General features: G+C 58.3%; 18 protein-coding genes and 1 tRNA gene. 16 read left to right on the plus strand and 3 right to left on the minus strand.

Annotation, left to right across the window (positions count from 1 at the left end):
- The first annotated feature begins 13 nt into the window (after positions 1–13).
- Positions 14–1,243, plus strand: coding sequence for a multifunctional CCA addition/repair protein (locus KRR23_RS19750; RefSeq protein ID WP_216743877.1), 1,230 nt, complete (start codon positions 14–16; stop codon positions 1,241–1,243).
- Between the two features lie 108 nt (positions 1,244–1,351).
- Here the strand turns inward: KRR23_RS19750 and folK are convergent, their stop codons facing one another.
- Both folK and folB read right to left on the minus strand, forming a co-directional pair.
- Complete coding sequence (gene folK, locus KRR23_RS19755) at positions 1,352–1,870, minus strand: 2-amino-4-hydroxy-6-hydroxymethyldihydropteridine diphosphokinase (RefSeq protein WP_103319629.1); 519 nt, start codon at positions 1,868–1,870, stop codon at positions 1,352–1,354.
- Positions 1,861–2,214 carry a dihydroneopterin aldolase gene (folB, locus tag KRR23_RS19760; protein WP_054594320.1) on the minus strand — a complete coding sequence of 118 codons (354 nt, stop codon included), beginning with the start codon at positions 2,212–2,214 and terminating at the stop codon, positions 1,861–1,863. Before folB ends, folK begins: the two co-directional genes overlap by 10 nt.
- Before the next feature lie 74 nt (positions 2,215–2,288).
- On the opposite strand from folB, the gene plsY reads away from it, so the two are divergent.
- Positions 2,289–2,858, plus strand: coding sequence for a glycerol-3-phosphate 1-O-acyltransferase PlsY (plsY, locus tag KRR23_RS19765; protein WP_054594321.1), 570 nt, complete (start codon positions 2,289–2,291; stop codon positions 2,856–2,858).
- A gap of 36 nt (positions 2,859–2,894) precedes the next feature.
- Here the strand turns inward: plsY and tsaD are convergent, their stop codons facing one another.
- Positions 2,895–3,920 carry a tRNA (adenosine(37)-N6)-threonylcarbamoyltransferase complex transferase subunit TsaD gene (tsaD, locus tag KRR23_RS19770; protein ID WP_054594322.1) on the minus strand — a complete coding sequence of 342 codons (1,026 nt, stop codon included), beginning with the start codon at positions 3,918–3,920 and terminating at the stop codon, positions 2,895–2,897.
- Positions 3,921–4,119: 199 nt separating this feature from the next.
- Between tsaD and rpsU the strand changes: the two genes are divergently transcribed.
- From rpsU to pqqB, 14 genes are all read left to right on the plus strand, one after another.
- Positions 4,120–4,335: a 30S ribosomal protein S21 gene (gene rpsU / locus KRR23_RS19775; RefSeq protein WP_002551877.1), complete on the plus strand. Its 216-nt coding sequence runs from the start codon at positions 4,120–4,122 to the stop codon at positions 4,333–4,335.
- A 489-nt stretch (positions 4,336–4,824) separates the two neighbouring features.
- Positions 4,825–6,786, plus strand: coding sequence for a DNA primase (gene dnaG, locus KRR23_RS19780; RefSeq protein ID WP_054594323.1), 1,962 nt, complete (start codon positions 4,825–4,827; stop codon positions 6,784–6,786).
- Positions 6,787–6,853: 67 nt separating this feature from the next.
- Entirely contained in the window at positions 6,854–8,701 is a 1,848-nt protein-coding gene (gene rpoD / locus KRR23_RS19785; RefSeq protein WP_019693936.1) for an RNA polymerase sigma factor RpoD, read from the plus strand.
- Positions 8,702–8,823: 122 nt separating this feature from the next.
- Positions 8,824–12,567, plus strand: a complete 3,744-nt coding sequence (locus KRR23_RS19790) for a bifunctional diguanylate cyclase/phosphodiesterase (RefSeq protein ID WP_216743878.1) — start codon at positions 8,824–8,826, stop codon at positions 12,565–12,567.
- A 15-nt stretch (positions 12,568–12,582) separates the two neighbouring features.
- A tRNA-Ile gene (locus KRR23_RS19795) sits at positions 12,583–12,659 on the plus strand.
- Positions 12,660–13,013: 354 nt separating this feature from the next.
- Positions 13,014–13,514 carry a hypothetical protein gene (locus tag KRR23_RS19800; protein ID WP_216743879.1) on the plus strand — a complete coding sequence of 167 codons (501 nt, stop codon included), beginning with the start codon at positions 13,014–13,016 and terminating at the stop codon, positions 13,512–13,514.
- A 10-nt stretch (positions 13,515–13,524) separates the two neighbouring features.
- Complete coding sequence (locus KRR23_RS19805; RefSeq protein ID WP_054594326.1) at positions 13,525–13,767, plus strand: hypothetical protein; 243 nt, start codon at positions 13,525–13,527, stop codon at positions 13,765–13,767.
- Between the two features lie 1,085 nt (positions 13,768–14,852).
- Positions 14,853–15,647: a lipopolysaccharide biosynthesis protein gene (locus KRR23_RS19810; protein ID WP_216743880.1), complete on the plus strand. Its 795-nt coding sequence runs from the start codon at positions 14,853–14,855 to the stop codon at positions 15,645–15,647.
- Between the two features lie 108 nt (positions 15,648–15,755).
- Positions 15,756–16,217: an Lrp/AsnC family transcriptional regulator gene (locus tag KRR23_RS19815; protein ID WP_008067391.1), complete on the plus strand. Its 462-nt coding sequence runs from the start codon at positions 15,756–15,758 to the stop codon at positions 16,215–16,217.
- A 140-nt stretch (positions 16,218–16,357) separates the two neighbouring features.
- Entirely contained in the window at positions 16,358–18,040 is a 1,683-nt protein-coding gene (locus KRR23_RS19820) for an NAD(P)/FAD-dependent oxidoreductase (protein WP_216743881.1), read from the plus strand.
- Positions 18,041–18,052: 12 nt separating this feature from the next.
- Positions 18,053–18,847 carry a carbon-nitrogen hydrolase family protein gene (locus KRR23_RS19825; protein WP_054594328.1) on the plus strand — a complete coding sequence of 265 codons (795 nt, stop codon included), beginning with the start codon at positions 18,053–18,055 and terminating at the stop codon, positions 18,845–18,847.
- A gap of 48 nt (positions 18,848–18,895) precedes the next feature.
- Positions 18,896–21,379, plus strand: a complete 2,484-nt coding sequence (gene pqqF / locus KRR23_RS19830; protein ID WP_216743882.1) for a pyrroloquinoline quinone biosynthesis protein PqqF — start codon at positions 18,896–18,898, stop codon at positions 21,377–21,379.
- A 138-nt stretch (positions 21,380–21,517) separates the two neighbouring features.
- The gene (gene pqqA, locus KRR23_RS19835) at positions 21,518–21,592 is read left to right on the plus strand and encodes a pyrroloquinoline quinone precursor peptide PqqA (RefSeq protein ID WP_003194766.1); all 75 of its coding nucleotides are present in this window, start codon (positions 21,518–21,520) and stop codon (positions 21,590–21,592) included.
- An 85-nt stretch (positions 21,593–21,677) separates the two neighbouring features.
- Positions 21,678–22,589, plus strand: coding sequence for a pyrroloquinoline quinone biosynthesis protein PqqB (pqqB, locus tag KRR23_RS19840; RefSeq protein WP_216743883.1), 912 nt, complete (start codon positions 21,678–21,680; stop codon positions 22,587–22,589).
- Positions 22,590–22,651: the final 62 nt, after the last annotated feature.

The raw sequence follows: 22,651 nt of genomic DNA on the forward strand, positions 1-22,651 counted from the left end.
ACGGAGGTTTTTTATGCAGATTTATAAAGTCGGCGGCGCGGTCCGTGATCGCCTGCTCGGCAAGCCTGTTACCGACATCGACTGGGTGGTGGTGGGCGCCAGCACCGAAGAAATGCTCGCCAAGGGCTATCGCCCGGTAGGCGCCGATTTTCCGGTATTCCTTCACCCCAAAAGCGGCGAGGAATATGCGCTTGCCCGCACCGAACGCAAAAGCGGACGCGGCTACGGCGGCTTCACCTTCCATGCCAGCCCGGAAGTCACCCTGGAAGAAGACCTGATTCGTCGCGATCTGACGATCAATGCCATGGCCGAAGACGATCACGGTCGATTGACCGATCCGTATCATGGCCAGCGCGACCTTGAAGCACGCCTGCTTCGCCACGTTTCCCCCGCGTTCGCCGAAGATCCTCTCCGTGTACTGCGTGTTGCCCGTTTCGCCGCGCGTTATGCCGGGCTCGGGTTCACGGTAGCCCCGGAGACCCTGGAACTGATGCGCCAGCTCAGCGAGTCAGGCGAGCTTGAGGCGCTGACCGCAGAGCGCAGCTGGAAAGAAATTTCCCGCGCCCTGATGGAAGATCAGCCGCGCGTATTCATCCAGGTTCTGCGTGACTGTGGCGCCCTGAAAGTCTTGATCCCCGAGATTGACGCGCTGTTCGGTGTGCCACAACCCGAAGCCCACCACCCGGAAATCGACAGCGGCGTCCACACCCTGAGCGTTCTCGAACAGGCCGCGCTGCACAAGCAGCCGCTGACCGTGCGCTGGGCCTGCCTGCTGCATGATCTGGGCAAAGGCCTGACACCTGAGAGCCAGTGGCCCAGACACATCGCTCACGAGCACAAGGGCCTGCGGCTGATCAAAGCGGTCAACGAGCGCTTCAAGGCCCCGCGCGACTGCCAGGAGCTGGCGTTGCTGGTAGGCGAATACCACACCCATGGTCACCGCGCACTGGAACTGAAGCCGTCGACATTGCTGGAATTGCTGCAGAGCTTCGACGTTTACCGACGGCCACAGCGCTTTGAAGAATTCATCAACGCCTGCGAAATGGATGCCCGTGGCCGGAAAGGTCTTGAACAGAGAAGTTATCCACAAGCGGATTATTTGCGAGGCGCAGCGACCGCCGCACGCACCGTGGCGGTTCAGCCATTGCTGGAGCAGGGATTCAAAGGCCCGGAGCTGGGCGAGGCGCTCAAGCGCGAACGGCTCAAGGCGCTGAAGGCCTACAAAGAGGCGGCGTCTGCTTGAAAAGCATCGCGGGCAAGCCTTGCTCCTACGAGACCTATGCCGAGCGCGTAAATGGCGTACGACACAATACTGTAGGAGCAAGGCTTGCCCGCAATGGCGTCATCAAGGTCACAGCAGATTCGAAGGGGTCAACTGCTCACCGCGCCACTCAAACGCAACCGGCGCCAATACCTGATCAATCTTCGCCTCACTCCACAGAGAGGCAAAACTTTTACCTACACCCGGATGCACCCTGTCCGGCGCTATAAGCGACAACGGCCACAGCACAAAGGCATTTTTCAGGATTTCCGCTCGAGGCAGGATCAATCCGTCGAAATTACCCACCAGATCGCCATACAGCAGCACGTCGATATCCAACGGCAAGCCCTTGCGATCGGGGGCATAACGACCATTGTCGGCCTCGATAAACTTCAACCGACGGTCCAGTTCCATCAACGGCAGATCGGTAAACGCCGACACCACGAAATTGAAAAAAGGCCCGCTCTTGATCCCCACCGGCTGACTTTCGAACACCGCCGAACAGCGTATATCCACCAGAAAACCGGCAAGCGCTTCCAGCCCCGCCTGCAAATGAGCTTCGCGCTCGACATTGCTGCCGAGCCCAAGAAATACCTGAGTTAGCGACATCCGCGCTCGATCTCCACGCCTACGCCCGTTGCAGCCGGGATAGCCCCCGGCTTGGTCAGCTTGAGGCGCAGCCAGGTAATCTTGAATTCGCTCATCAAGACTTCGGCCAGACGCTCGGCAAAGGTTTCAACCAGTTGGTACTGCGCCTGCTCGGCAAACGCCTGAATACGTGCTGTCACACTGGCGTAGTCGAGCGCCAGGGCCAGGTCATCACCCGCCGCTGCCGGGCGATTGTCCCAGGCGAAATTCAGATCAAGACGCAGGCACTGACGGATGCCACGCTCCCAGTCGTAGGCACCGATCACCGTGTCGACTTCCAGGCCCTCGATAAACACTCTGTCCAAGCACTCTTCTCCGCAGCACGACAAGGGCGCAATGCGCCGTTAGAATCAGGGCGTCCTCGCCCGGAATAGTTAGCATGTTTTGGTTACTGGCGATCCTCGCCTACCTGCTTGGCTCTCTGTCCTTTGCCATTTTGCTCAGCCGCCTGACCGGTAACCCCGATCCGCGAATGAGTGGCTCGGGCAATGCCGGCGCCACCAACATGTTACGCCTGGCCGGCAAAAAACTCGCCGTCCTGACCTTGCTCGGCGACCTCTGCAAAGGCCTGCTACCCGTGTTGATTGCAGGGCTTGCGGGCCTCTCGGTACAGCAACAGGCCTGGGTCGGCGTCTATGCCGTGATCGGCCATCTGTATCCGTTGTACTTCCGCTTTCGCGGTGGCAAAGGTGTAGCAACGGCTGCCGGCATGCTGCTGGGGCTTTACCCTCCGGCGGCGCTTCTGGCTATCGGCGCATGGCTATTGACCTTCTACCTCACACGCACCAGCTCGCTGGCCGCCCTGATCGCCACGCCCCTGACCCTGCCACTGCTGGCCTGGCAGGAGCCGGGAGCATTGCTGCCCATGAGCGCACTGACAGCACTGATCGTCTGGCGCCATCGCGGCAATCTACGCGACCTGTTTGCCGGGCGCGAACGGCATTTTTAAATACTCTTGCCGAGTGCGAACCTAGCTCACCCGTCTTTACACAGGTGACAACTGCTCCATCGGCCAACGCGCCTGCACGCTGATCGCCAGACTTTCCTGCTGACCGGCCTGTAACCGCTGACACCCGGCAAAAGCGATCATCGCGCCGTTATCGGTGCAGAACTCCGGACGTGCGTAGTAAACGTCGCCCTTCATGTCGCCAAGCATTTTCTCCAGGGACACACGCAAAGCCTTGTTTGCACTGACGCCGCCAGCGATCACCAGACGCTTGAGGCCCGCCTGCTTCAGGGCACGCTTGCACTTGATGGTCAGAGTCTCCACCACTGCCTGCTGGAAGGCCAGCGAGATGTCGCTGCGTGTTTGCTCGCCGTCGTCCCCAGCGCTGACGCACTGCTGCCACGTGTTCAAGGCAAAGGTTTTCAAGCCGCTGAAACTGAAGTCCAGACCCGGTCGATCACACATCGGACGCGGGAACACGAAACGTCCGGCGACGCCTTGCGCGGCCAATCGTGCGATTTCCGGACCACCAGGGTAATTGAGGCCCATCATCTTCGCCGTCTTGTCGAACGCCTCACCGGCAGCATCATCCAGCGTCTCGCCCAACAACTCGTATTGACCGATGCCATCGACTCGAACCAGCTGGGTATGACCACCGGACACCAACAAAGCGACGAACGGAAATTCGGGCGGTTGCGGCTCCAGCATCGGCGCCAGCAAGTGGCCTTCCATGTGGTGCACACCCAAGGCTGGAATACCCCAGGCAAACGCCAGCGCCTGAGCGCAGGAAGCCCCCACCAGCAAAGCCCCGACCAGGCCAGGACCCGCGGTGTAGGCGATGGCATCGATCTCGGTCGGCACGCAGTCGGCTTCAGCCAACACCTGACGAATCAAGGGCAGCATACGTTTGACGTGGTCACGCGAGGCCAGCTCCGGCACCACGCCACCATAGGCGCGATGCAGGTCGATCTGGCTGAACAGTGCATCGGCCAACAGGCCTTTTTCACTGTCGTAAAGTGCGACGCCGGTTTCGTCGCAGGAGGTTTCTAATCCCAGTACTAGCATGGGTTTGCGCCTTGTTTAGGCTAAATTCGAAGGCGCGCATAATAGTCGCCACGTGATGCCCCGACCAGCGGTTTTCGATCAGAGGCTTTGCATTCCGAGCGATGAGGGGTTAACATCCGCAACCCTTAAAAACCGACGTCTTCAAGTGCACTTTTGCCGCGAGGATGTTGACCCCGGTAATGAATGAAGGTAGCTCTGGATGCCAGCCGTCAAAGTTAAAGAGAACGAACCCTTCGACGTAGCTCTGCGTCGTTTCAAGCGCTCCTGCGAAAAAGCCGGTGTTCTGGCTGAAGTTCGTAGCCGCGAATTTTACGAGAAGCCGACTTCTGAGCGTAAGCGTAAAGCAGCAGCCGCTGTTAAGCGTCACGCCAAGAAAGTTCAGCGCGAGCAGCGCCGCGCCGTTCGTCTGTACTAATACGCAGACGTTCGTAGCAAGCTTCTGCCAAGCCCGGCCCTCAGCCGGGCTTATGGCATTTGCGGATATCGCTTGATGCTTCACTGTCAAAGCCGCAGACGCGACCGAGACAAACCTGCTTCACACGTCAGACCTGGCTCTTTTGCCAGCGGTGCACGTCTCTTCTGACGAGCCTTCCAAGGCTACTGACGAGCACAACCTTTTACTGATTCCTCTCACGACGATCAGCCCAAGGCACGATTTTGCGTGCCCACTTTTGAGCTATCCGAGGCCTCCCATTGGCCAATGCGGACTCAGCGCAACACTTTCAAACAGTCGAATACCGATGAGCACTAACGCCAGCGGATTTTCGGCAGATACACTTCCCGACAGCGAATACGCAGACGATACCTGGTCGAGCCGCACATCCTCCGCGCCTCAACATAATGACTAGCATCAGGCCGCCTTTCGCGCGGGTTAGATTTTCAGCGCAGTGATGACGAGAACGCCATGGCCGGGCTAATTCCCCAGAGCTTTATTGACGACCTTCTGAACCGCACCGACATCGTCGATGTGGTCAGCTCGCGCCTGCAAATGAAAAAAGCCGGCAAGAACTACACCGCCTGCTGCCCGTTTCACAAAGAAAAAACCCCCTCCTTCAGCGTCAGCCCGGACAAACAGTTTTATTACTGCTTTGGCTGCGGCGCTGGTGGCAACGCCCTCGGCTTCATCATGGACCACGACAACCTGGATTTTCCCCAGGCTGTCGAAGAACTGGCCAAAGCCGCCGGCATGGAAATCCCCCGCGAGGAAAGCGGTCGCCCGCATAAACCGCGACAACCGACCGACTCGCCGCTCTACCCACTGCTGACCGCCGCTGCTGATTTCTACCGCCAGGCACTGAAAAGCCATCCGGCGCGAAAAGCAGCTGTCGACTACTTGAAGGGTCGCGGCCTGACCGGAGAGATCGCCCGCGATTTCGGCCTCGGCTTCGCACCTCCGGGCTGGGATAATCTGTTCAAGCACCTGAGCAGCGACACCCTGCAACAAAAAGCCATGATCGACGCCGGCCTGCTGATCGAGAACGCCGAAACCGGCAAACGCTACGATCGCTTTCGCGACCGCGTGATGTTCCCGATTCGCGACAGCCGCGGGCGCATCATCGCGTTTGGTGGCCGAGTACTGGGCGACGACAAACCGAAATACCTGAACTCACCGGAAACCCCGGTATTTCATAAAGGCCAGGAACTCTACGGCCTGTATGAAGCACGCAAGAATAACCGCAATCTCGACGAGATCATCGTCGTCGAAGGCTACATGGACGTCATCGCCCTGGCCCAGCAAGGCCTGCGCAATGCCGTCGCCACACTCGGCACCGCCACCAGCGAAGAACACTTGAAGCGGCTGTTTCGCGTGGTGCCCAACGTGCTGTTCTGCTTCGACGGCGACCAGGCTGGCCGCAATGCCGCGTGGCGCGCCCTGGAGTCAACGCTTACGAGCCTGCAAGACGGACGGCGTGCGCGCTTCCTGTTCCTGCCCGAAGGCGAAGACCCGGACACACTGATCCGCTCTGAAGGCACCGACGCCTTTCGCGCGCGGATCAATCAACACGCCCAGCCATTGGCAGACTATTTTTTTCAGCAGTTGATCGAGGAGTCCGATCCGCGCTCGCTCGAAGGCAAGGCCCACATGGCCACCCTCGCCGCGCCGCTGATCGACAAAGTCCCGGGGGCCAACCTGCGCACTCTGATGCGCCAGCGCCTGACCGAAATTACCGGCCTGAACAGCGAAGCCGTCAGTCAGCTGGTGCACAGCGCACCACAGGATGCGCCTCCCGCCTACGACCCCGGCATCGATTACGACGCCATGCCGGACTATTCCGACTACCACCAACCGCAAGAGGCCTATGTGCCTCAGCAGGAGTGGACGCCGAAAAAACCGGGCAGCGGCGGCAAGAAATGGGATAACAAACCCTGGGACAAGAAAGGCAAACGCGACGAGCGAAGTCCACCCCGCACCCCGATTGCTGTCGAGGCCCCCACCTTGATTGCGTTGCGCACACTAATCCATCACCCGCAACTGGCCGGCAAAGTTGAGACCGCCGACCACTTTGCAAATGAAAGCAACACTTATGCGCAACTGCTAATAGCCCTGATCGAGGCCGTGCAAAAAAATCCTAAGCTAAACTCTATCCAGCTAATGGCCCGCTGGCATGGAACCGAGCAAGGACGCCTGCTTAAAGCACTCGCGGAAAAGGAGTGGTTAATTGAAGGTGACAACCTTGAACAACAGTTTTTAGACACCATTACTAGGTTATCAGCGGGTCAGCACACGCAGACCCTCGACGACCTCATCAAGAAAGCACGGCAGCCAGGATTGACTGCCGAGGAAGCGAATCAAATAGCAAATCAGATGCGCGACCTACTAAAACGGAATGTTTCCGCATCAAACCCGACCTCAAGTGGCGCGTGAGGTCATAGCTAAGGTATAATCCTCGGCTTGTTTTTTGCCCGCCAAGACCTTCAGTGGATAGGGTGTTATGTCCGGAAAAGCGCAACAGCAGTCTCGTATCAAAGAGTTGATCACCCTTGGTCGTGAGCAGGGTTACCTGACTTACGCGGAGGTCAACGACCACCTGCCGGAGGATATTTCAGATCCGGAACAGGTGGAAGACATCATCCGCATGATCAATGACATGGGGATCAACGTATTCGAGGTTGCGCCAGATAAGGATTCCCTTATGCTGGCCGACGCCGATACCGACGAAGCAGCCGCAGAAGAAGCGGCGGCAGCGTTGGCAGCGGTTGAGACCGACATTGGTCGCACTACCGACCCAGTGCGCATGTACATGCGCGAAATGGGTACCGTAGAGCTCCTCACACGTGAAGGCGAAATCGAAATCGCCAAACGTATTGAAGAGGGCATCCGTGAAGTGATGGGCGCAATTGCGCACTTCCCTGGCACGGTTGACCACATTCTCTCCGAATACACTCGCGTCACCACCGAAGGTGGCCGCCTGTCCGACGTCCTGAGCGGTTATATCGACCCGGACGACGGCATTGCGCCGCCTGCTGCAGAAGTGCCGCCGCCTGTCGACCCGAAAGCCGTGAAAGCGGATGACGACACCGATGACGACGACGCTGAAGCCAGTGACGACGAAGAAGAAGCCGAAAGCGGTCCGGATCCGGTCATCGCAGCACAGCGTTTTGGCGCTGTGGCCGATCAGATGGAAATCACCCGCAAGGCGCTGAAAAAGCACGGTCGTGAAAACAAGCAGGCCATTGCCGAGATGTTGGCGCTGGCTGAGCTGTTCATGCCGATCAAACTGGTTCCGAAGCAATTCGAAGGCCTGGTTGAGCGCGTACGTAGCGCCCTGGATCGTCTGCGTCAGCAAGAGCGCGCGATCATGCAACTTTGCGTTCGTGATGCACGCATGCCGCGTGCCGACTTCCTGCGCCAGTTCCCGGGCAACGAAGTTGACGAAAGCTGGACCGAAGCACTGGCCAAGGGCAAAAGCAAATACGCTGAAGCCATTGGTCGCCTGCAGGCCGACATCGTTCGCTGCCAGCAGAAGCTGACCGCACTTGAAGCCGAAACCGGCTTGAAGATTGCCGAGATCAAGGACATCAACCGTCGTATGTCGATCGGTGAGGCCAAAGCCCGCCGCGCGAAGAAAGAGATGGTCGAAGCCAACTTGCGTCTGGTGATCTCGATCGCCAAGAAGTACACCAACCGTGGCCTGCAATTCCTCGATCTGATCCAGGAAGGCAACATCGGTTTGATGAAAGCGGTAGATAAGTTCGAATACCGCCGCGGCTACAAATTCTCGACTTATGCCACCTGGTGGATCCGTCAGGCGATCACTCGCTCGATCGCCGACCAGGCCCGCACCATCCGTATTCCGGTGCACATGATCGAGACGATCAACAAGCTCAACCGCATTTCCCGCCAGATGTTGCAGGAGATGGGTCGCGAACCGACCCCGGAAGAGCTGGGCGAACGCATGGAAATGCCTGAGGACAAGATCCGCAAGGTATTGAAGATCGCTAAAGAGCCGATCTCCATGGAAACCCCGATCGGTGATGACGAAGACTCCCATCTGGGTGACTTCATCGAAGACTCGACCATGCAGTCGCCAATCGATGTTGCTACCGTTGAGAGCCTTAAAGAAGCGACTCGCGAAGTTCTCTCCGGCCTCACTGCCCGTGAAGCCAAGGTTCTGCGCATGCGCTTCGGTATCGACATGAATACCGACCACACCCTCGAGGAGGTTGGTAAGCAGTTCGACGTTACCCGTGAGCGGATTCGTCAGATCGAAGCCAAGGCGCTGCGCAAGCTGCGCCACCCGACGAGAAGCGAGCATTTGCGCTCCTTCCTCGACGAGTGATCACAAAACCCCCGGCCCTGCCGGGGGTTTTGCTTTCTGTAGATTAAATCCCCTCCGCTTCGCTCCCGCCGCATAGCCCGTCTACACTCGAAACATTCCCCCCAAGCCATAACGAGACCGTTATGCCCAGACTGCCGGCCATGCTTTTGCTATTGCTGATGACCTGGACCACAACGGCTGGCGCGCTGACTCTGACCGACGAAGAACGTGCCTGGCTTGCTGCTCACCCGGAACTGCGCCTGGGTGTCGACGCTTCCTGGCCACCGTTTGAATTTCGCGATGAACAAGGTCGCTATCAAGGCCTTGCCGCTGACTACATCAACATCGTGCGTGATCGCCTGGCAATCAAGGTCACGCCGATTGAGCCTGTGAGCTGGACCGAAGTTCTGGAACAGGCCAAACAAGGCAAGCTGGACCTCTTGCCCGGCGTCATGTCGACGCCCGAACGGCAGAGTTACCTCGCGTTCACGCGGCCCTATCTGGACTTTCCGATCGTCATCCTGGCCCATGTGAAAGGTGCACAGCCGCACAAGCTGGAAGACCTTTACGGCCTGAAAGTTGCCGTCGTGGAAAACTACGCCCCCCATGAACTGCTGCGCACCCACCATCCTGACCTCAATCTGGTCCCCATGCCCAATGTCAGCTCGACCTTGCAGGCGCTGGCCACCGACGAGGTCGACGCGGTAGTCGGCGATCTGGCCTCAAGCGTCTGGAGCCTTCGCCAACTCAAACTCGACGGGCTCTACGTCAGCGGCGAAACGCCGTATCGCTACCAATTGGCGATGGGCGTACCGCGAGACGACAAAATGCTGGTCGGCATTCTGGATAAAGTACTGGCGGACATGAGCCCCGGTGAAATCAGCGCCATCCAGGAGCATTGGGTCGGGAATGTCCTCGACCACCGCACCTTCTGGTCCGACCTGCTGATGTACGGCTTGCCCGGCGTACTGCTGCTGGTCACCGTTCTGGCCGTGGTGATCCGCATCAATCGCCGCTTGAGCTCGGAAATTTCCCGCCGGGTAGCCCTGGAACAGGAGCTGCGCACCAGCGAATACCATTACCGCGGCCTGGTGGAGAGCCTTTCGGCGATAGCCTGGGAAGCGCGAATCAGCGATTTTACGTACAGCTACGTGTCTCCCCATGCCGAAGGCCTGCTCGGATACCCCTTGTCCCATTGGCTGATTCCGGGTTTCCGGCGCAACATCATCCACCCCGCCGACCTCACGCGCGCCCAGGCATTTTGTGATCACGAAGTACTTGCCGGACGCGATCACAGCCTCGATTACCGGGTGATCACTGCCGACGGGCGCTGCCTCTGGGTACGCGACATCGTCAGCCTGATAGAGCACTGCCACGAGCCGATACTGCGCGGGCTGATGATCGACATCAGCGAAGCCAAAAGAACCGAAGAAGCCTTGCGCCTCTCCGAGCAGAAGTTTGCCTCGGTGTTCCAGCAATGCCCGGACATTCTGGTCATTGCACGTCTGTCCGACGGTTGTCTGCTGGAGGTCAACGAGGCGTTCGAAGAGCAAATCGGCCTCACTGCCGAAGAAGTGATCGGACGGACCGCCACCGAGCTGAACATCTGGGGCATCGCCGGTGTCGGCCCCGGGCTCTTGCAGCGCTTGCAAGCCGGCAGTATTCGCAATCTGGAGATGCCCTTTCGTCGCAGCAATGGCCAGGTGTTCACCGGCCTGATCTCCGCCGAACCCTTCGAACTCGACACCACCCCCGCACTGGTCGTGGTAGTGCGTGACATCAGCCAGCTCAAGGAAACCCAACAACAACTGCAAACCTCTGAAGAGAAATTTGCCAAAGCCTTCCATGCCTCCCCTGACGGCTTGTTGCTGTCACGTGTGAGCGACGGCCTGCTGATCGAGGTCAATGAAGGCTTCAGCCGCATCACCGGCTTCAACAGTGCAATGTCGCTGGACCGCTCGACCTTCGACCTCGGCATCTGGGTCAACCTGAATGAACGCCGGCAGATGCTCGACCTGTTGAAACGCGACGGCTTCGTGCGTGACTTCAGTTGCCATATACGTCGCAACGATGGGCAGATCCGTCTCTGCGAGATGTCCAGCCGGCCGCTGCCGATTGGCGATGACGATTGCATGCTGACCATCGCCCGGGATATTACCGAGCGGCATCTGATGCAGGAAAAACTGCAACAGGCCGCCACGGTATTCGAGAGCACTGCAGAAGGTGTATTGATCACCGACACCCAACAGCACATCAGTGCCGTCAACCGCGCGTTTACCGAGATCACCGGCTACAGCGAAACCGAAGCCCTGGGCCATACGCCAAGGCTGCTCGCCTCAGGCCTGCATGACAGCGCCTTTTACGCTGCGATGTGGCATCAACTGACCGCCGAAGGGCATTGGCAGGGCGAAATTTCCAACCGCCGCAAGAATGGCGAGCTGTACCCCAGTTGGCTGACCATCAGTGCGGTGCGCAATAAAGACCGGTTCATCACCCACTTCGTTGCGGTATTTGCCGACATCTCCAGCCTCAAGCACGCCCAGGCCAAACTCGACTATCAGGCCCACCACGATCCGTTGACGGGTCTGCCAAACCGGACGCTTTTCGAAAGCCGCCTGCTGACCGCGCTCAACAACCAGCAAGAAAACGGTGGCCAGGGCGCAGTGCTGTTCCTTGACCTCGATCGCTTCAAGCACATCAACGACAGCCTGGGTCATCCGGTTGGCGACCTGCTGCTCAAAGGCATCGCGGTGCGGCTTAAAGAGCAACTTCGGGACATCGATACCGTGGCGCGGCTGGGCGGTGACGAGTTCATCATCCTGCTGCCGGGCCTGCAGCAAGCCAGCGACGCCGACCATATTGCCAACAAGCTGCTGAACTGCTTCACAGCGCCCTTCCAGGCTGGCGAGCATGAGTTCTTCATCAGCGCCAGCATTGGCACCAGCCTCTACCCCAATGACGGCAGCGACGTCGCCACGCTGGTCAAAAACGCCGATGCCGCGATGTACCGCTCCAAAGCCAAAGGTCGCAACAGGGTTGAAAGCTATACCCGCGACCTGACCGCACAGGCCAGCGAACGCGTGGCACTGGAGCATGAACTGCGCCGCGCAATCGAGCGCAATGAGCTGACGCTGTTCTATCAACCCAAAGTGAGCCTTACTCATCCGCGCCTGGTAGGCGCCGAAGCCCTGATCCGCTGGCGGCATCCAGCTTTCGGCGATGTGCCGCCCGAGCACTTCATCCCGCTGGCCGAAGAAAACGGCATGATCCTGCAAATCGGAGACTGGGTACTGGAACAGGCCTGCCTGCAGATGCACGAGTGGAACCAGCGCTATGAAGGTTTCGGCCCACTATCAGTCAACCTCGCCGGAGCGCAACTACGCCAGCCGAACCTGCTGGTCCGCATCGAACAACTGCTCAAGGACAACCGCCTCAAACCGGGCTTCCTGCAACTGGAAATCACCGAAAACTTCATCATGAGCCAGGCCGAAGAGGCACTTGAAGTCCTGCATCAACTCAAACGTCTGGGCGTGCAGTTGGCCATCGACGACTTCGGCACCGGTTATTCCTCGTTGAGCTACCTCAAACGCTTGCCGCTGGATTTCCTGAAAATTGACCAGTCCTTTGTCCGCGGACTGCCGGACGACCCGCATGATGCCGCCATTGTCCGCGCAATTATTGCCCTGGGCCGCAGCATGCAATTCACGATCATAGCCGAAGGCGTTGAAACCCACGCGCAGCAGCAATTCCTGACTGCCGAGGGTTGCGAACAGATCCAGGGCTACATCGTCAGCCTGCCTCTACCCGCCGACGAATTCGCCGCAACCTTTCTTCGTATCGCAGTTTCAGACTTTTCGGATAGCACAGCCGAGAAACCATCGCTATAATCCGCGGCCTACTGAGGGCCTATAGCTCAGTTGGTTAGAGCAGAGGACTCATAATCCTTTGGTCCACGGTTCAAGTCCGTGTGGGCCCACCAACTCCAAAGCCGCGCATTGCGCGGCTTTTGTGCATCTGAGACATTCACTCTCGATGGATCATTTCCTTTCAATTCACTATCAGTGTCCACAAAACGTCCACAGAGACCGCTGGCTCTATCAGATACCGAGCGTGAATGGACGGTATACCCACCCCTCAACATCCTCAACATCCTCACCATCGATCTCCACAGATACATGACACCAGTTTGAGGTGCTATCTGCCGGGGAGTTGGCTCGCTGGCGATGAGACCCGTGCAGACGTCAATTTCCCCGGGGCCTCACATCAAAGACTGTTTGCATCTTAGTCACCGCTTGTAGAAAATCATCGTCTTTTTGCACGAATGGATACGCGCATGAAGTTCGAGAAGACCACGCAGTACAGGTCCGAGGAAGGGATCGTCTTCAATCTGTCTCAAATCACCCTCATGGAAAGCGACCGAGGTCGCCTGCGCGAGCTGCACTTTGGCGAAGCGAAACGCGCCCATTACCAAGTCAACAGCATGGTCGTCGATATGTACGACCGAATGCTGGCTCGAAACCTGCCATGCCTGCTGACAGTCCGCATTTCCAATCCCCTGACCCGGGAGCAGGCCGATGCTATCAGCACTATGCGCGGCAACGTCGCCAAGGGAATTGCTGCGGCCTCAGGTGGCGTTGCCGGGAAGGTAGGTGCGTTGGGCGGGCCGCTCATTGGCTGGGCTTCAGGTGCAGTCGTGACGACAGGTGTCAACTGGTACCTCAAAGGGGCCCTGCCGAACCTGCATGCAGGTGACGTGCTGGTCAGCATCGAGGGAGAGGTCCATGGCGGGATTGGCCCACAGCGCTCTGTCGTGACGCTGGTCATCAAGGTCTGAGGAACTGCACATGCCCTACATCATGCAAACTGTAGTCCTTCTGGTGCTGGGCGCGATCCTCGTTCAGTTTCTGAAACCATACCCGCTGCGCAAGTGGCTGGGTTTGGCGCTGCTGGCAACGGGCTTGGTCAGCATCTTCAAGGTTGGTGAGCAGCAGGTGCTGGGCTTTGACCTGGAGCTGCTAGCACTGCTGGCCGTGCCGCTGGGCGTGGTGCTTTTCCTGACGCGGCGGCGGTTCACGGAGGGGGACTGAAGCCCTGGCACGATTTCTCGGTGCCGTCTCTGACCCAAAATCATATGGGACAACAGTCGATCAACAGCGCGTTGATCGATGATCTTAGCGTTGGACCTTGCCGGCGGATTGGGGGGTTACTTTGAACATACTGGTAACTCCTAACGTAGGTTAGATGCCGCCAAAATCACTGCTAAATGATGGGTGGCGGCTGTAACGCAGGCCAGGTGCAGTCGAAAATGTGTAATGCCACATTGACCAGCCTCGCCAACTCTGCGGGCGCGGCCTAATTCTGATCCTAGACAGCACGGATCTAGCGCACATGAAAGGTCACCGCAATCGCCAACCTTTAAAGTCAGACTATACGCATGCCTTAGGCCAAGCCGCGTTTTGCTTCTCGATCTGTGAATGGAACGTGGTTTGGAGCTGCGAGAGAATTAGCCCGGGGGCACTACAGAAGATCGTGGGCGAAGAATTCACTGCGGGGCGAATTGCGAAACTCAAAGGCTGCAAAATCAGTACAACCACGGTACAGTACTCAGCTTGAGCAACCTTCTCAAAATTACGCTTAACACCACGTATTACGGGGCCTCCAGCTATGCCAACCTACGTTCACCTACGAACGCTTTCTCTAGGCATATCAGCTCGCCCAGCAACTCATAATCCTTTGGTCCACGGTTCAAGTCCGTGTGGGCCCACCAAACTCAAAAGCCGCGCATTGCGCGGCTTTTCTGTACCCATGAGAAGTCCGGGACACCAAGCCCATGGCATTTACGCCATGCATTTGGCGAAAAAAGCGTCTACAGTTCATGCTTGCATGACCCCATGCATACCCAGCGCAATATCTTGTGCATTTTTGAGTTCGCGCGCCTTGGCGCAAGTAGCAGGTCATCGGTCGGCTCGATAGAAAACCCACGTCGCACGAGCGTGTCGGGCTTGGTATTCGAGACCCTTTCCTGACCCACATTCGATATCAAGCGCTCATCAGGCCACATCGAAGCCCCATGACGAATGACGCGCTATCAGATATCTTGAAATGCGGTATCGACGCCAACCGCCGACAAGAATAAACAATCGATGCCATTGGCATGACCAACGGACACCTGATGAACGCAAGCGAAAAATATTTCATGATCGATAACAAACTTAGTCATGTGAACGGGTTCAATGAGTGTCACAACATAGAAACAGGAACTGTTTTCATTATTGCCTCCGGCAGTTCCGCCAAAGACTTTCCCATTGAAGAATTCGCTCATGTTCCGATGATCACAATGAACGGGGCGGTCGCACTTTTCGAGGGCACCGCGATCCAGCCGTTTTTCTACGTTTGTACGGACATGAGCTTCCCGACTCAGCAGCCCGAATTATTTTCGCACGCGATGCAGATTAGCCAGCGAGTCGCCTTGTGGGAGGAGTTCATCCGGCGAAACAGCATTCGACCTCACGGCAAGCTATACGCGCTAAAGTCGGCAGCTAAACAATCCTGGGTCGATTCGATCTTCAAAAAGAACAACGATCTCGTACGCAGTCGTTCTATTTTTGGCCACCGAAGAAAGAGCATCGGGTTTAGCAAAAATCTCAGCGATGGCTTTTTCGACTCCCGCACCGTGGCTTATCTTGCTCTACAACTTGCCTACCATGCCGGTTTCACCAAGGTGATCCTGGTCGGGGTTGACTTGCAACAATCCAGTGGCCGGTTCTATGAAACGGCTGACAGCCGCATATCCCCATGTGAACTCGATCAACATTTCCACACCCGAATTCTTCCGTCATTGAAGTTGATGTCGAAAAAAGTCATGAACAAGAACTTCTCGGTCTACAACCTTTCTGGCAACTCTAGAATCCCCGACAGCGTGATACCCAATATAAAAATTCAAGAAGTCAGGGCCTTGGTCAAATGACCTGCATCATGCAGGCGTTCCGCGTGTAAACCGATCCATCGCACAGCCCTTTACGGCTCACCAGTCGGTAACATGCTCGCCCACCGAAATGTGCCGCCGGAGAAGACCTTGCCTGATACCCGCCCTCCCGTCCTCGACGAAATCGACCGCCAACTGATCGCGGCCTTGCAGATCAATGCTCGTGAAAGCGTGGCCATGCTCGCCCGGCAATTGGGGATTGCACGCACTACGGTGACGTCACGCCTGGCGCGGCTGGAAAAGGCCCGGGTCATTACCGGCTACGGCGTGCGACTCGGGCAGCGAGTGGTCGATGGCGGTTTGCAGGCTTATGTCGGGATCACCGTGCAACCGCGCTCCGGCAAGGAAGTGCTGCGTCGGCTCAGCGCCATGGCGCAGGTTCAGCAGTTGTGTGCGGTCAGCGGCGAATTCGATTACGTGGCCTGGCTGCGTACCGATTCACCGGAACAGCTCGACCAGTTGCTCGACCAGATCGGTAGTGTCGACGGCGTAGAAAAAACCACCACGTCGATCATCCTCAGCAGCAAGATTGACCGCGGCCAGCCAGTTTGATCGATCATCTCGTCATATTGCACAAACAATATGCAGAACGACGACACATTGCGTCTTATTAACGCGCTCTACGCTCCCTAGAATGGCGACAGTCTTTTCCTATACTCAGCACCGAGTGCGAGTCGCCAGCAAGGTCAGCCATGAACAAGAACAATCGCCATCCTGCAGACGGTAAAAAACCAGTCACCATTTTCGGCCCGGACTTTCCATTCGCCTTTGACGACTGGATCGAACACCCGGCCGGTTTAGGCAGTATTCCTGCGCACAACCACGGCGCGGAAGTGGCGATTGTCGGCGCAGGTATCGCGGGGCTGGTGGCCGCTTACGAGTTGATGAAACTGGGCCTCAAGCCGGTCGTCTATGAAGCCTCGAAAATGGGTGGCCGCTTGCGCTCCCAGGCCTTCGAAGGCGCTGAAGGGATCATCGCCGAGTTGGGTGGCATGCGCTTCCCGGTGTCGTCCACTGCGTTCTATCACTATGTCGACAAGCTCGGTCTTGAGACCAAGCCTTTCCCTAACCCGCTGACCCCTGCCTCCGGCAGCACCGTCATCGACCTGGAAGGCCAAACCCATTACGCACAGAAACTCGCCGACCTTCCTGCACTGTTCCAGGAAGTGGCTGACGCCTGGGCAGATGCACTGGAAGACGGCTCACGCTTTGGCGAGATTCAGCAAGCGATCCGCGATCGCGATGTACCGCGCCTCAAAGAGCTGTGGAACACCCTCGTTCCGCTGTGGGATGACCGGACCTTCTACGACTTCGTCGCCACCTCCAAAGCCTTCGCCAAGCTGTCGTTCCATCACCGCGAAGTGTTTGGCCAGGTCGGCTTCGGCACCGGAGGCTGGGACTCGGACTTCCCGAACTCGATGCTGGAAATCTTCCGCGTAGTCATGACCAACTGCGACGATCACCAACACCTGGTGGTCGGCGGTGTGGAGCAGGTGCCGTTGGGCATCTGGCGCCATGTGCCGGAGCGCTGCGCTCACTGGCCGGCAGGCACCAGCCTGAGTTCGCTGCACAACGGTGCACCGCGCACCGGGGTCAAACGCATCGCGCGCGCCGCCGATGGCCGTTTCAGCGTGACCGACAACTGGGGTGACACCCGCGAATACGCCGCCGTGCTGACCACCTGCCAGAGCTGGCTGCTGACCACGCAGATCGAGTGCGAAGAGTCGCTATTCTCGCAAAAGATGTGGATGGCCCTGGACCGCACCCGCTACATGCAATCGTCGAAAACCTTCGTGATGGTCGACCGGCCGTTCTGGAAAGACAAAGACCCGGAAACCGGTCGCGACCTGATGAGCATGACCCTCACCGATCGCCTGACCCGTGGCACGTACCTGTTCGATAACGGCGACGACAAGCCAGGCGTGATTTGCCTGTCGTACTCGTGGATGAGCGACGCGCTAAAAATGCTTCCGCAACCGATTGAAAAACGCGTGAAACTGGCGCTGGATGCACTGAAGAAGATCTATCCAAAAGTCGACATCGCTGCGCGCATCATCGGCGACCCGATTACTGTGTCCTGGGAAGCCGACCCGCATTTCCTCGGTGCATTCAAAGGCGCCCTGCCCGGCCACTATCGCTACAACCAGCGGATGTATGCACACTTCATGCAACAAGACATGCCCGCCGAACAGCGTGGGATTTTTATCGCTGGCGATGATGTTTCGTGGACACCGGCCTGGGTCGAAGGCGCGGTACAGACTTCGCTCAACGCGGTATGGGGCATCATGAATCACTTCGGCGGTAAAACCCACGTCGAAAACCCAGGCCCGGGCGATGTGTTCCATGAAATCGGCCCGATTGCCCTGCCCGAGTAAGAGGACTCCGAAATGCGCGTAGCGCTCTACCAATGCCCGCCGCTGCCGCTCGACGTTGCCGGCAATCTGCAGCGCCTGCAAAAGCTTGCGACAGAGGCCAAAGGCGCTGATCTGCTGGTGTTCCCGGAGATGTTCCTGACCGGCTACAACATCGGCGCCGAAGCGGTTGGCGCATTGGCCGAGGCGCAAGACGGCACTTGCGCGCAGTACATTGCGAGCATCGCCAAGGCCTCCGGCATTGCCATTGTGTATGGCTATCCGGAACGCGCCGAGGACGGGCAGATCTATAACGCCGTGCAGTTGATCGATAGCCGGGGCCAGCGTCTGGCCAACTACCGCAAGACTCATCTGTTCGGCGAGCTCGATCATTCGATGTTCAGCGTTGGGCCGGACGAATTTCCATTGGTGGAACTCAACGGCTGGAAGCTGGGCTTTTTGATCTGCTACGACCTGGAGTTTCCGGAAAACGCCCGGCGCCTGGCGCTGGCCGGCGCCGAGCTGATTCTGGTGCCGACGGCGAACATGATTCCCTACGACTTCATCGCCGATGTCACCGTGCGCTCGCGGGCCTTCGAGAACCAATGTTACGTGGCGTACGCCAATTACTGTGGCCACGAAGGCGAGATCCACTACTGCGGTCAAAGCAGCATCGCTGCGCCGGATGGCAGTCGCATCGCCCAGGCCGGACTGGATGAAGCGCTGATCGTTGGTACGCTGGATCGCCAACTGATGGTCGATTCTCGTGCCGCCAATCGCTACTTTCTCGATCGTCGACCAGAACTCTACGGCGAGCTGAACAAGCGCTGATCCCATGTTTTCGCTAGCATGAGCACTTCTTAAGTAGCGGAAGTGCTCATGCCTGCGCCGACCCACCGTCTCCCTCACATCGAAACCCTGGCCAACGGCTTGCGGGTTTCACTTCGTCATGCGCCCGGCTTGAAGCGCTGCGCCGTGGCTTTACGGGTTGCTGCCGGCAGCCACGATGCACCGCTGGCCTGGCCTGGGCTGGCGCACTTTCTTGAACACTTGTTCTTTCTCGGCACCGAACGCTTTCCTGGTGACGATGGGTTGATGGCCTACGTGCAACGTCACGGCGGGCAACTGAACGCCAGCACCCGCGAGCGCACCACCGACTTCTTCTTCGAATTGCCGCCTCAGGCCTTCGCCGGAGGGCTTGAGCGTTTGTGCGACATGCTCGCCCACCCGCGCCTGAATCCGGACGATCAGTTGCGTGAACGGGAAGTACTGGAAGCCGAATTCATTGCCTGGTCTCAAGATGTTGAGGCACAGCGACACCTCGCATTGTTTGAAGGGCTTTCGCCAGATCATCCGTTGCGCGGTTTCCATGCCGGCAATCGCGACAGCCTGGCGGTGCAGCAGCCTGAGTTTCAGCAGGCCTTAAGCGCGTTCTATCAGCGTTTCTACCAGAGCGGTCAAATAACTCTGAGCCTTGCCGGTCCGCAGTCTGTGGATGAATTGCGCAGCCTGGCCGAGCGCTTGAGCGCCGACTTCGCCGTCGGTGAGCAGCAACCGCAAAACGCCCCGCCCGCGCTGATGGCAACCGTAAACAGAAGTTATCAACAGGCTGACGAACGCCGACTCAACCTGCTGTTTGCATTTGAAGCCTTGCCGAACGCATCCCGTGAAGCGCTGGATTTTCTCTGCACCTGGCTGAACACGTCGAAACCGGGAGGCGTCTTCGCCGAGTTACGCTATCGCCAATTGATCGACAACCTGAAGGCGGCGCCGCTGTACCAATTCGCCGGACAAGCACTGCTGCAGGTTGAGTTCAACCTGACGGCCAGTGCCGCAACGCAGGCCGGGATAATCCGTGAGCTGCTGGGTGATTGGCTGAGCTTCTTCGCCGACGCTGCCGACTGGTCGAAGCTGCGCGAAGAATATGCCCTGCTGCAACAGCAAAAGCGTCAAACCAGCAACGCCTTGGCACTTGCCCGACTGGACAGTGAGAAGCTGGAACCAGAACTGTCGGATTTGGGTGTCATTGCGCTTAAAGCCATAGTGCAGCAGATGAGCCCGACACCTGTGGATAACCTGGATGTCGTCTGGCAACTGCCACCCGCCAATCCGTTCCTGCGTCCGGCCGAAGTGCCAGCAGCAGCCGGTTTGATCCGTGGACAAACCAGCGCCCATCGCGGCTTGCGCACGTTTGCCCAGGATCGCACGCGCGGTCGCCGTGAGCGCTCGCCGATGCAGTTCAGCCAAGGTCTCGCAGACGATAATGGCGAAGCGGCGATTTGCCTGCGTTGGCGCCTCGACTCCGCACCGCCAGCCAATCTTCAGCCGACACTGGTCCGTAGCCTGCAAGGCCTGCGCGATGACGCCCGTCAGGCGGGAGTCGATCTGTCCTTCAGCGAAACGGGCAATCAATGGCTGCTGAAAATCAGCGGACGGCATGAGCCAATGCCGGCGATTCTCGAACAGGCGCTGCTGTGTCTGATAAAACCCGTCGCCGATGCCTGGATCAATACCGAGTCGCCAGCACCGCTGATTGCGATTCGGCAGTTGCTTAAGGTGTTGCCAGCACATTGCCTGGGACAGGATTCGCAGCCGACATCGCAGCCCGCCGGTGCTGATGACCTACAGCAAATCTGGGCCATTGCACGCTGGGATGGATTGGCCGCAGGTCTGCCGGCAACCGTTCAAACAGCGATCACCCGCGCCTTGAGTCGCATGCCTGGCATTCCCGACAGTGAGATGACCGCGCCCGTCTCCATTGCCGGTCAACGCCTCTGGAGCGAAGTGCCCAGTGATGCCAACGAAAATGCGCTCTTGCTGTTTTGCCCGACGCCCACTCAGGATCTGGCTGACGAAGCCGCGTGGCGCCTGCTCGCGCAACTCTGCCAAACGCCGTTCTATCAGCGCCTGCGGGTCGAACTGCAATTGGGCTACGCAGTGTTCAGTGGTGTCCGTCAGATCAATGGGCAGACCGGACTGCTGTTCGGCGTGCAATCGCCGAACGCATCGGTGAAGGAGATCCTCGAACACATCGAGCATTTCCTGAAGCAACTACCCGTACTCATCTCGACGCTCGATGATGTGTCCTTGATCAATCAACGCCAGACCCTGGCCGAACAACTCGACGGCAACGTATTACCCATCGCACAGGCCTTCGAATTGCTGTGGCACGGAAAGCTTGGCGGCCATTCGTCGGATTACCTGTTTCAGTTGCAACAAGCCGTGTTGCTACCGGACCGCGCAGCTTTGCTCGACGCGGCAAGGCGCCTGATTTATGCAGCAGGTGGCCGCAGATGCCTGGCCACCGATGCCTGCCCGGACGGCACCTGGCAACCGACAGCCCGATCATTACCGGGGCTGTAATGGGCTTTCTTCGAGAGATGTCTCCAATTTGCAGAAACGTTTCAGTAACATAGCCCGGCAAACCTCTGAACATCTCCTGCGGGAGGTGGGCTATAGGTATAGAGTGAATTTTTCTCACGAGCCTGAAGGAACGTTTTTATGACTTGGTCCAAACCTGCTTACACCGACCTGCGTATCGGCTTTGAAGTCACCATGTACTTCGCCAGCCGTTGATACTGCCCTTGGGTAGAACATGCGGTACAACGCCTCGGCCCGTCCGGGGCGTTTTTATTTTCAGCGTTGAAGTGATGGAGCAACCATGTTTGTCCAGATTCTAGGTTCCGCCGCTGGCGGCGGTTTTCCGCAGTGGAACTGCAACTGCGTGAACTGCGCAGGTTTTCGCGACGGTAGCCTGCGGGCCGAAGCGCGTACCCAGTCGTCTATCGCGATTTCCGATGACGGCGTGAACTGGGTCCTGTGCAACGCCTCGCCGGACATTCGCGCGCAGCTCCAGAACTTCACCCCGATGCAACCCGGCCGCGCCCTGCGTGACACCGGCATCAGCGCGATCATCCTGATGGACAGCCAGATCGACCACACCACCGGCCTGCTGAGCCTGCGCGAAGGTTGCCCGCATCAGGTCTGGTGCACCGACATGGTCCATGAAGACCTGAGCACCGGTTTCCCGCTGTTCACCATGCTCACCCACTGGAACGGCGGGTTGAACTGGAACCGCATCGAGCTCGACCAGAGCTTCATTGTCCCGGCCTGCCCGAACCTGCGCTTTACCCCACTGCCGCTGCGTAGCGCCGCACCGCCCTACTCGCCACATCGCTTCGACCCACACCCGGGCGACAACATCGGGTTGATCGTCGAAGACCTGCAAACGGGCGGCAAGTTGTTCTACGCGCCGGGGCTGGGCAAGGTCGATGCGCCGCTGCTGGAGATCATGGCAGGCAGCGATTGCCTGCTGGTGGACGGCACGCTGTGGGATGACGATGAAATGCAGCGCCGCGGCGTCGGCACCCGCACCGGCCGGGAGATGGGTCACCTGGCACAGAACGGCCCCGGCGGTATGCTCAAAGTGCTGGAGCAACTGCCACAGCAGCGCAAAGTGCTTATCCACATCAACAACACCAACCCGATCCTCGATGAAGACTCGGTCGAGCGCGCCGAGCTGGTTCGGCGCAAGGTTGAAGTGGCTTACGACGGCATGAGTATCGAGTTGTAAGAAATGGCCCCTTCGCGAGCAAGCCCGCTCCCACTTGAGACAGCGCTATCCTGTGGGAGCGG

Source organism: Pseudomonas sp. CVAP#3, assembly GCF_018986375.1.
GTDB classification, from domain to species: domain Bacteria; phylum Pseudomonadota; class Gammaproteobacteria; order Pseudomonadales; family Pseudomonadaceae; genus Aquipseudomonas; species Aquipseudomonas helvetica.

What these genes read in the sequence shown, in the direction of transcription:
- KRR23_RS19825 (WP_054594328.1), top strand. Translation starts at nt 18,053, where the DNA reads ATGCGCGTAGCGCTCTACCAATGCCCGCCGCTGCCGCTCGACGTTGCC.
- dnaG (WP_054594323.1), top strand. Translation starts at nt 4,825, where the DNA reads ATGGCCGGGCTAATTCCCCAGAGCTTTATTGACGACCTTCTGAACCGC.
- KRR23_RS19750 (WP_216743877.1), top strand. Translation starts at nt 14, where the DNA reads ATGCAGATTTATAAAGTCGGCGGCGCGGTCCGTGATCGCCTGCTCGGC.
- KRR23_RS19800 (WP_216743879.1), top strand. Translation starts at nt 13,014, where the DNA reads ATGAAGTTCGAGAAGACCACGCAGTACAGGTCCGAGGAAGGGATCGTC.
- KRR23_RS19790 (WP_216743878.1), top strand. Translation starts at nt 8,824, where the DNA reads ATGCCCAGACTGCCGGCCATGCTTTTGCTATTGCTGATGACCTGGACC.
- KRR23_RS19820 (WP_216743881.1), top strand. Translation starts at nt 16,358, where the DNA reads ATGAACAAGAACAATCGCCATCCTGCAGACGGTAAAAAACCAGTCACC.
- folK (WP_103319629.1), bottom strand. Translation starts at nt 1,870, where the DNA reads ATGTCGCTAACTCAGGTATTTCTTGGGCTCGGCAGCAATGTCGAGCGC.
- KRR23_RS19805 (WP_054594326.1), top strand. Translation starts at nt 13,525, where the DNA reads ATGCCCTACATCATGCAAACTGTAGTCCTTCTGGTGCTGGGCGCGATC.
- plsY (WP_054594321.1), top strand. Translation starts at nt 2,289, where the DNA reads ATGTTTTGGTTACTGGCGATCCTCGCCTACCTGCTTGGCTCTCTGTCC.
- tsaD (WP_054594322.1), bottom strand. Translation starts at nt 3,920, where the DNA reads ATGCTAGTACTGGGATTAGAAACCTCCTGCGACGAAACCGGCGTCGCA.
- KRR23_RS19810 (WP_216743880.1), top strand. Translation starts at nt 14,853, where the DNA reads ATGAACGCAAGCGAAAAATATTTCATGATCGATAACAAACTTAGTCAT.
- rpoD (WP_019693936.1), top strand. Translation starts at nt 6,854, where the DNA reads ATGTCCGGAAAAGCGCAACAGCAGTCTCGTATCAAAGAGTTGATCACC.
- rpsU (WP_002551877.1), top strand. Translation starts at nt 4,120, where the DNA reads ATGCCAGCCGTCAAAGTTAAAGAGAACGAACCCTTCGACGTAGCTCTG.
- pqqB (WP_216743883.1), top strand. Translation starts at nt 21,678, where the DNA reads ATGTTTGTCCAGATTCTAGGTTCCGCCGCTGGCGGCGGTTTTCCGCAG.
- pqqF (WP_216743882.1), top strand. Translation starts at nt 18,896, where the DNA reads ATGCCTGCGCCGACCCACCGTCTCCCTCACATCGAAACCCTGGCCAAC.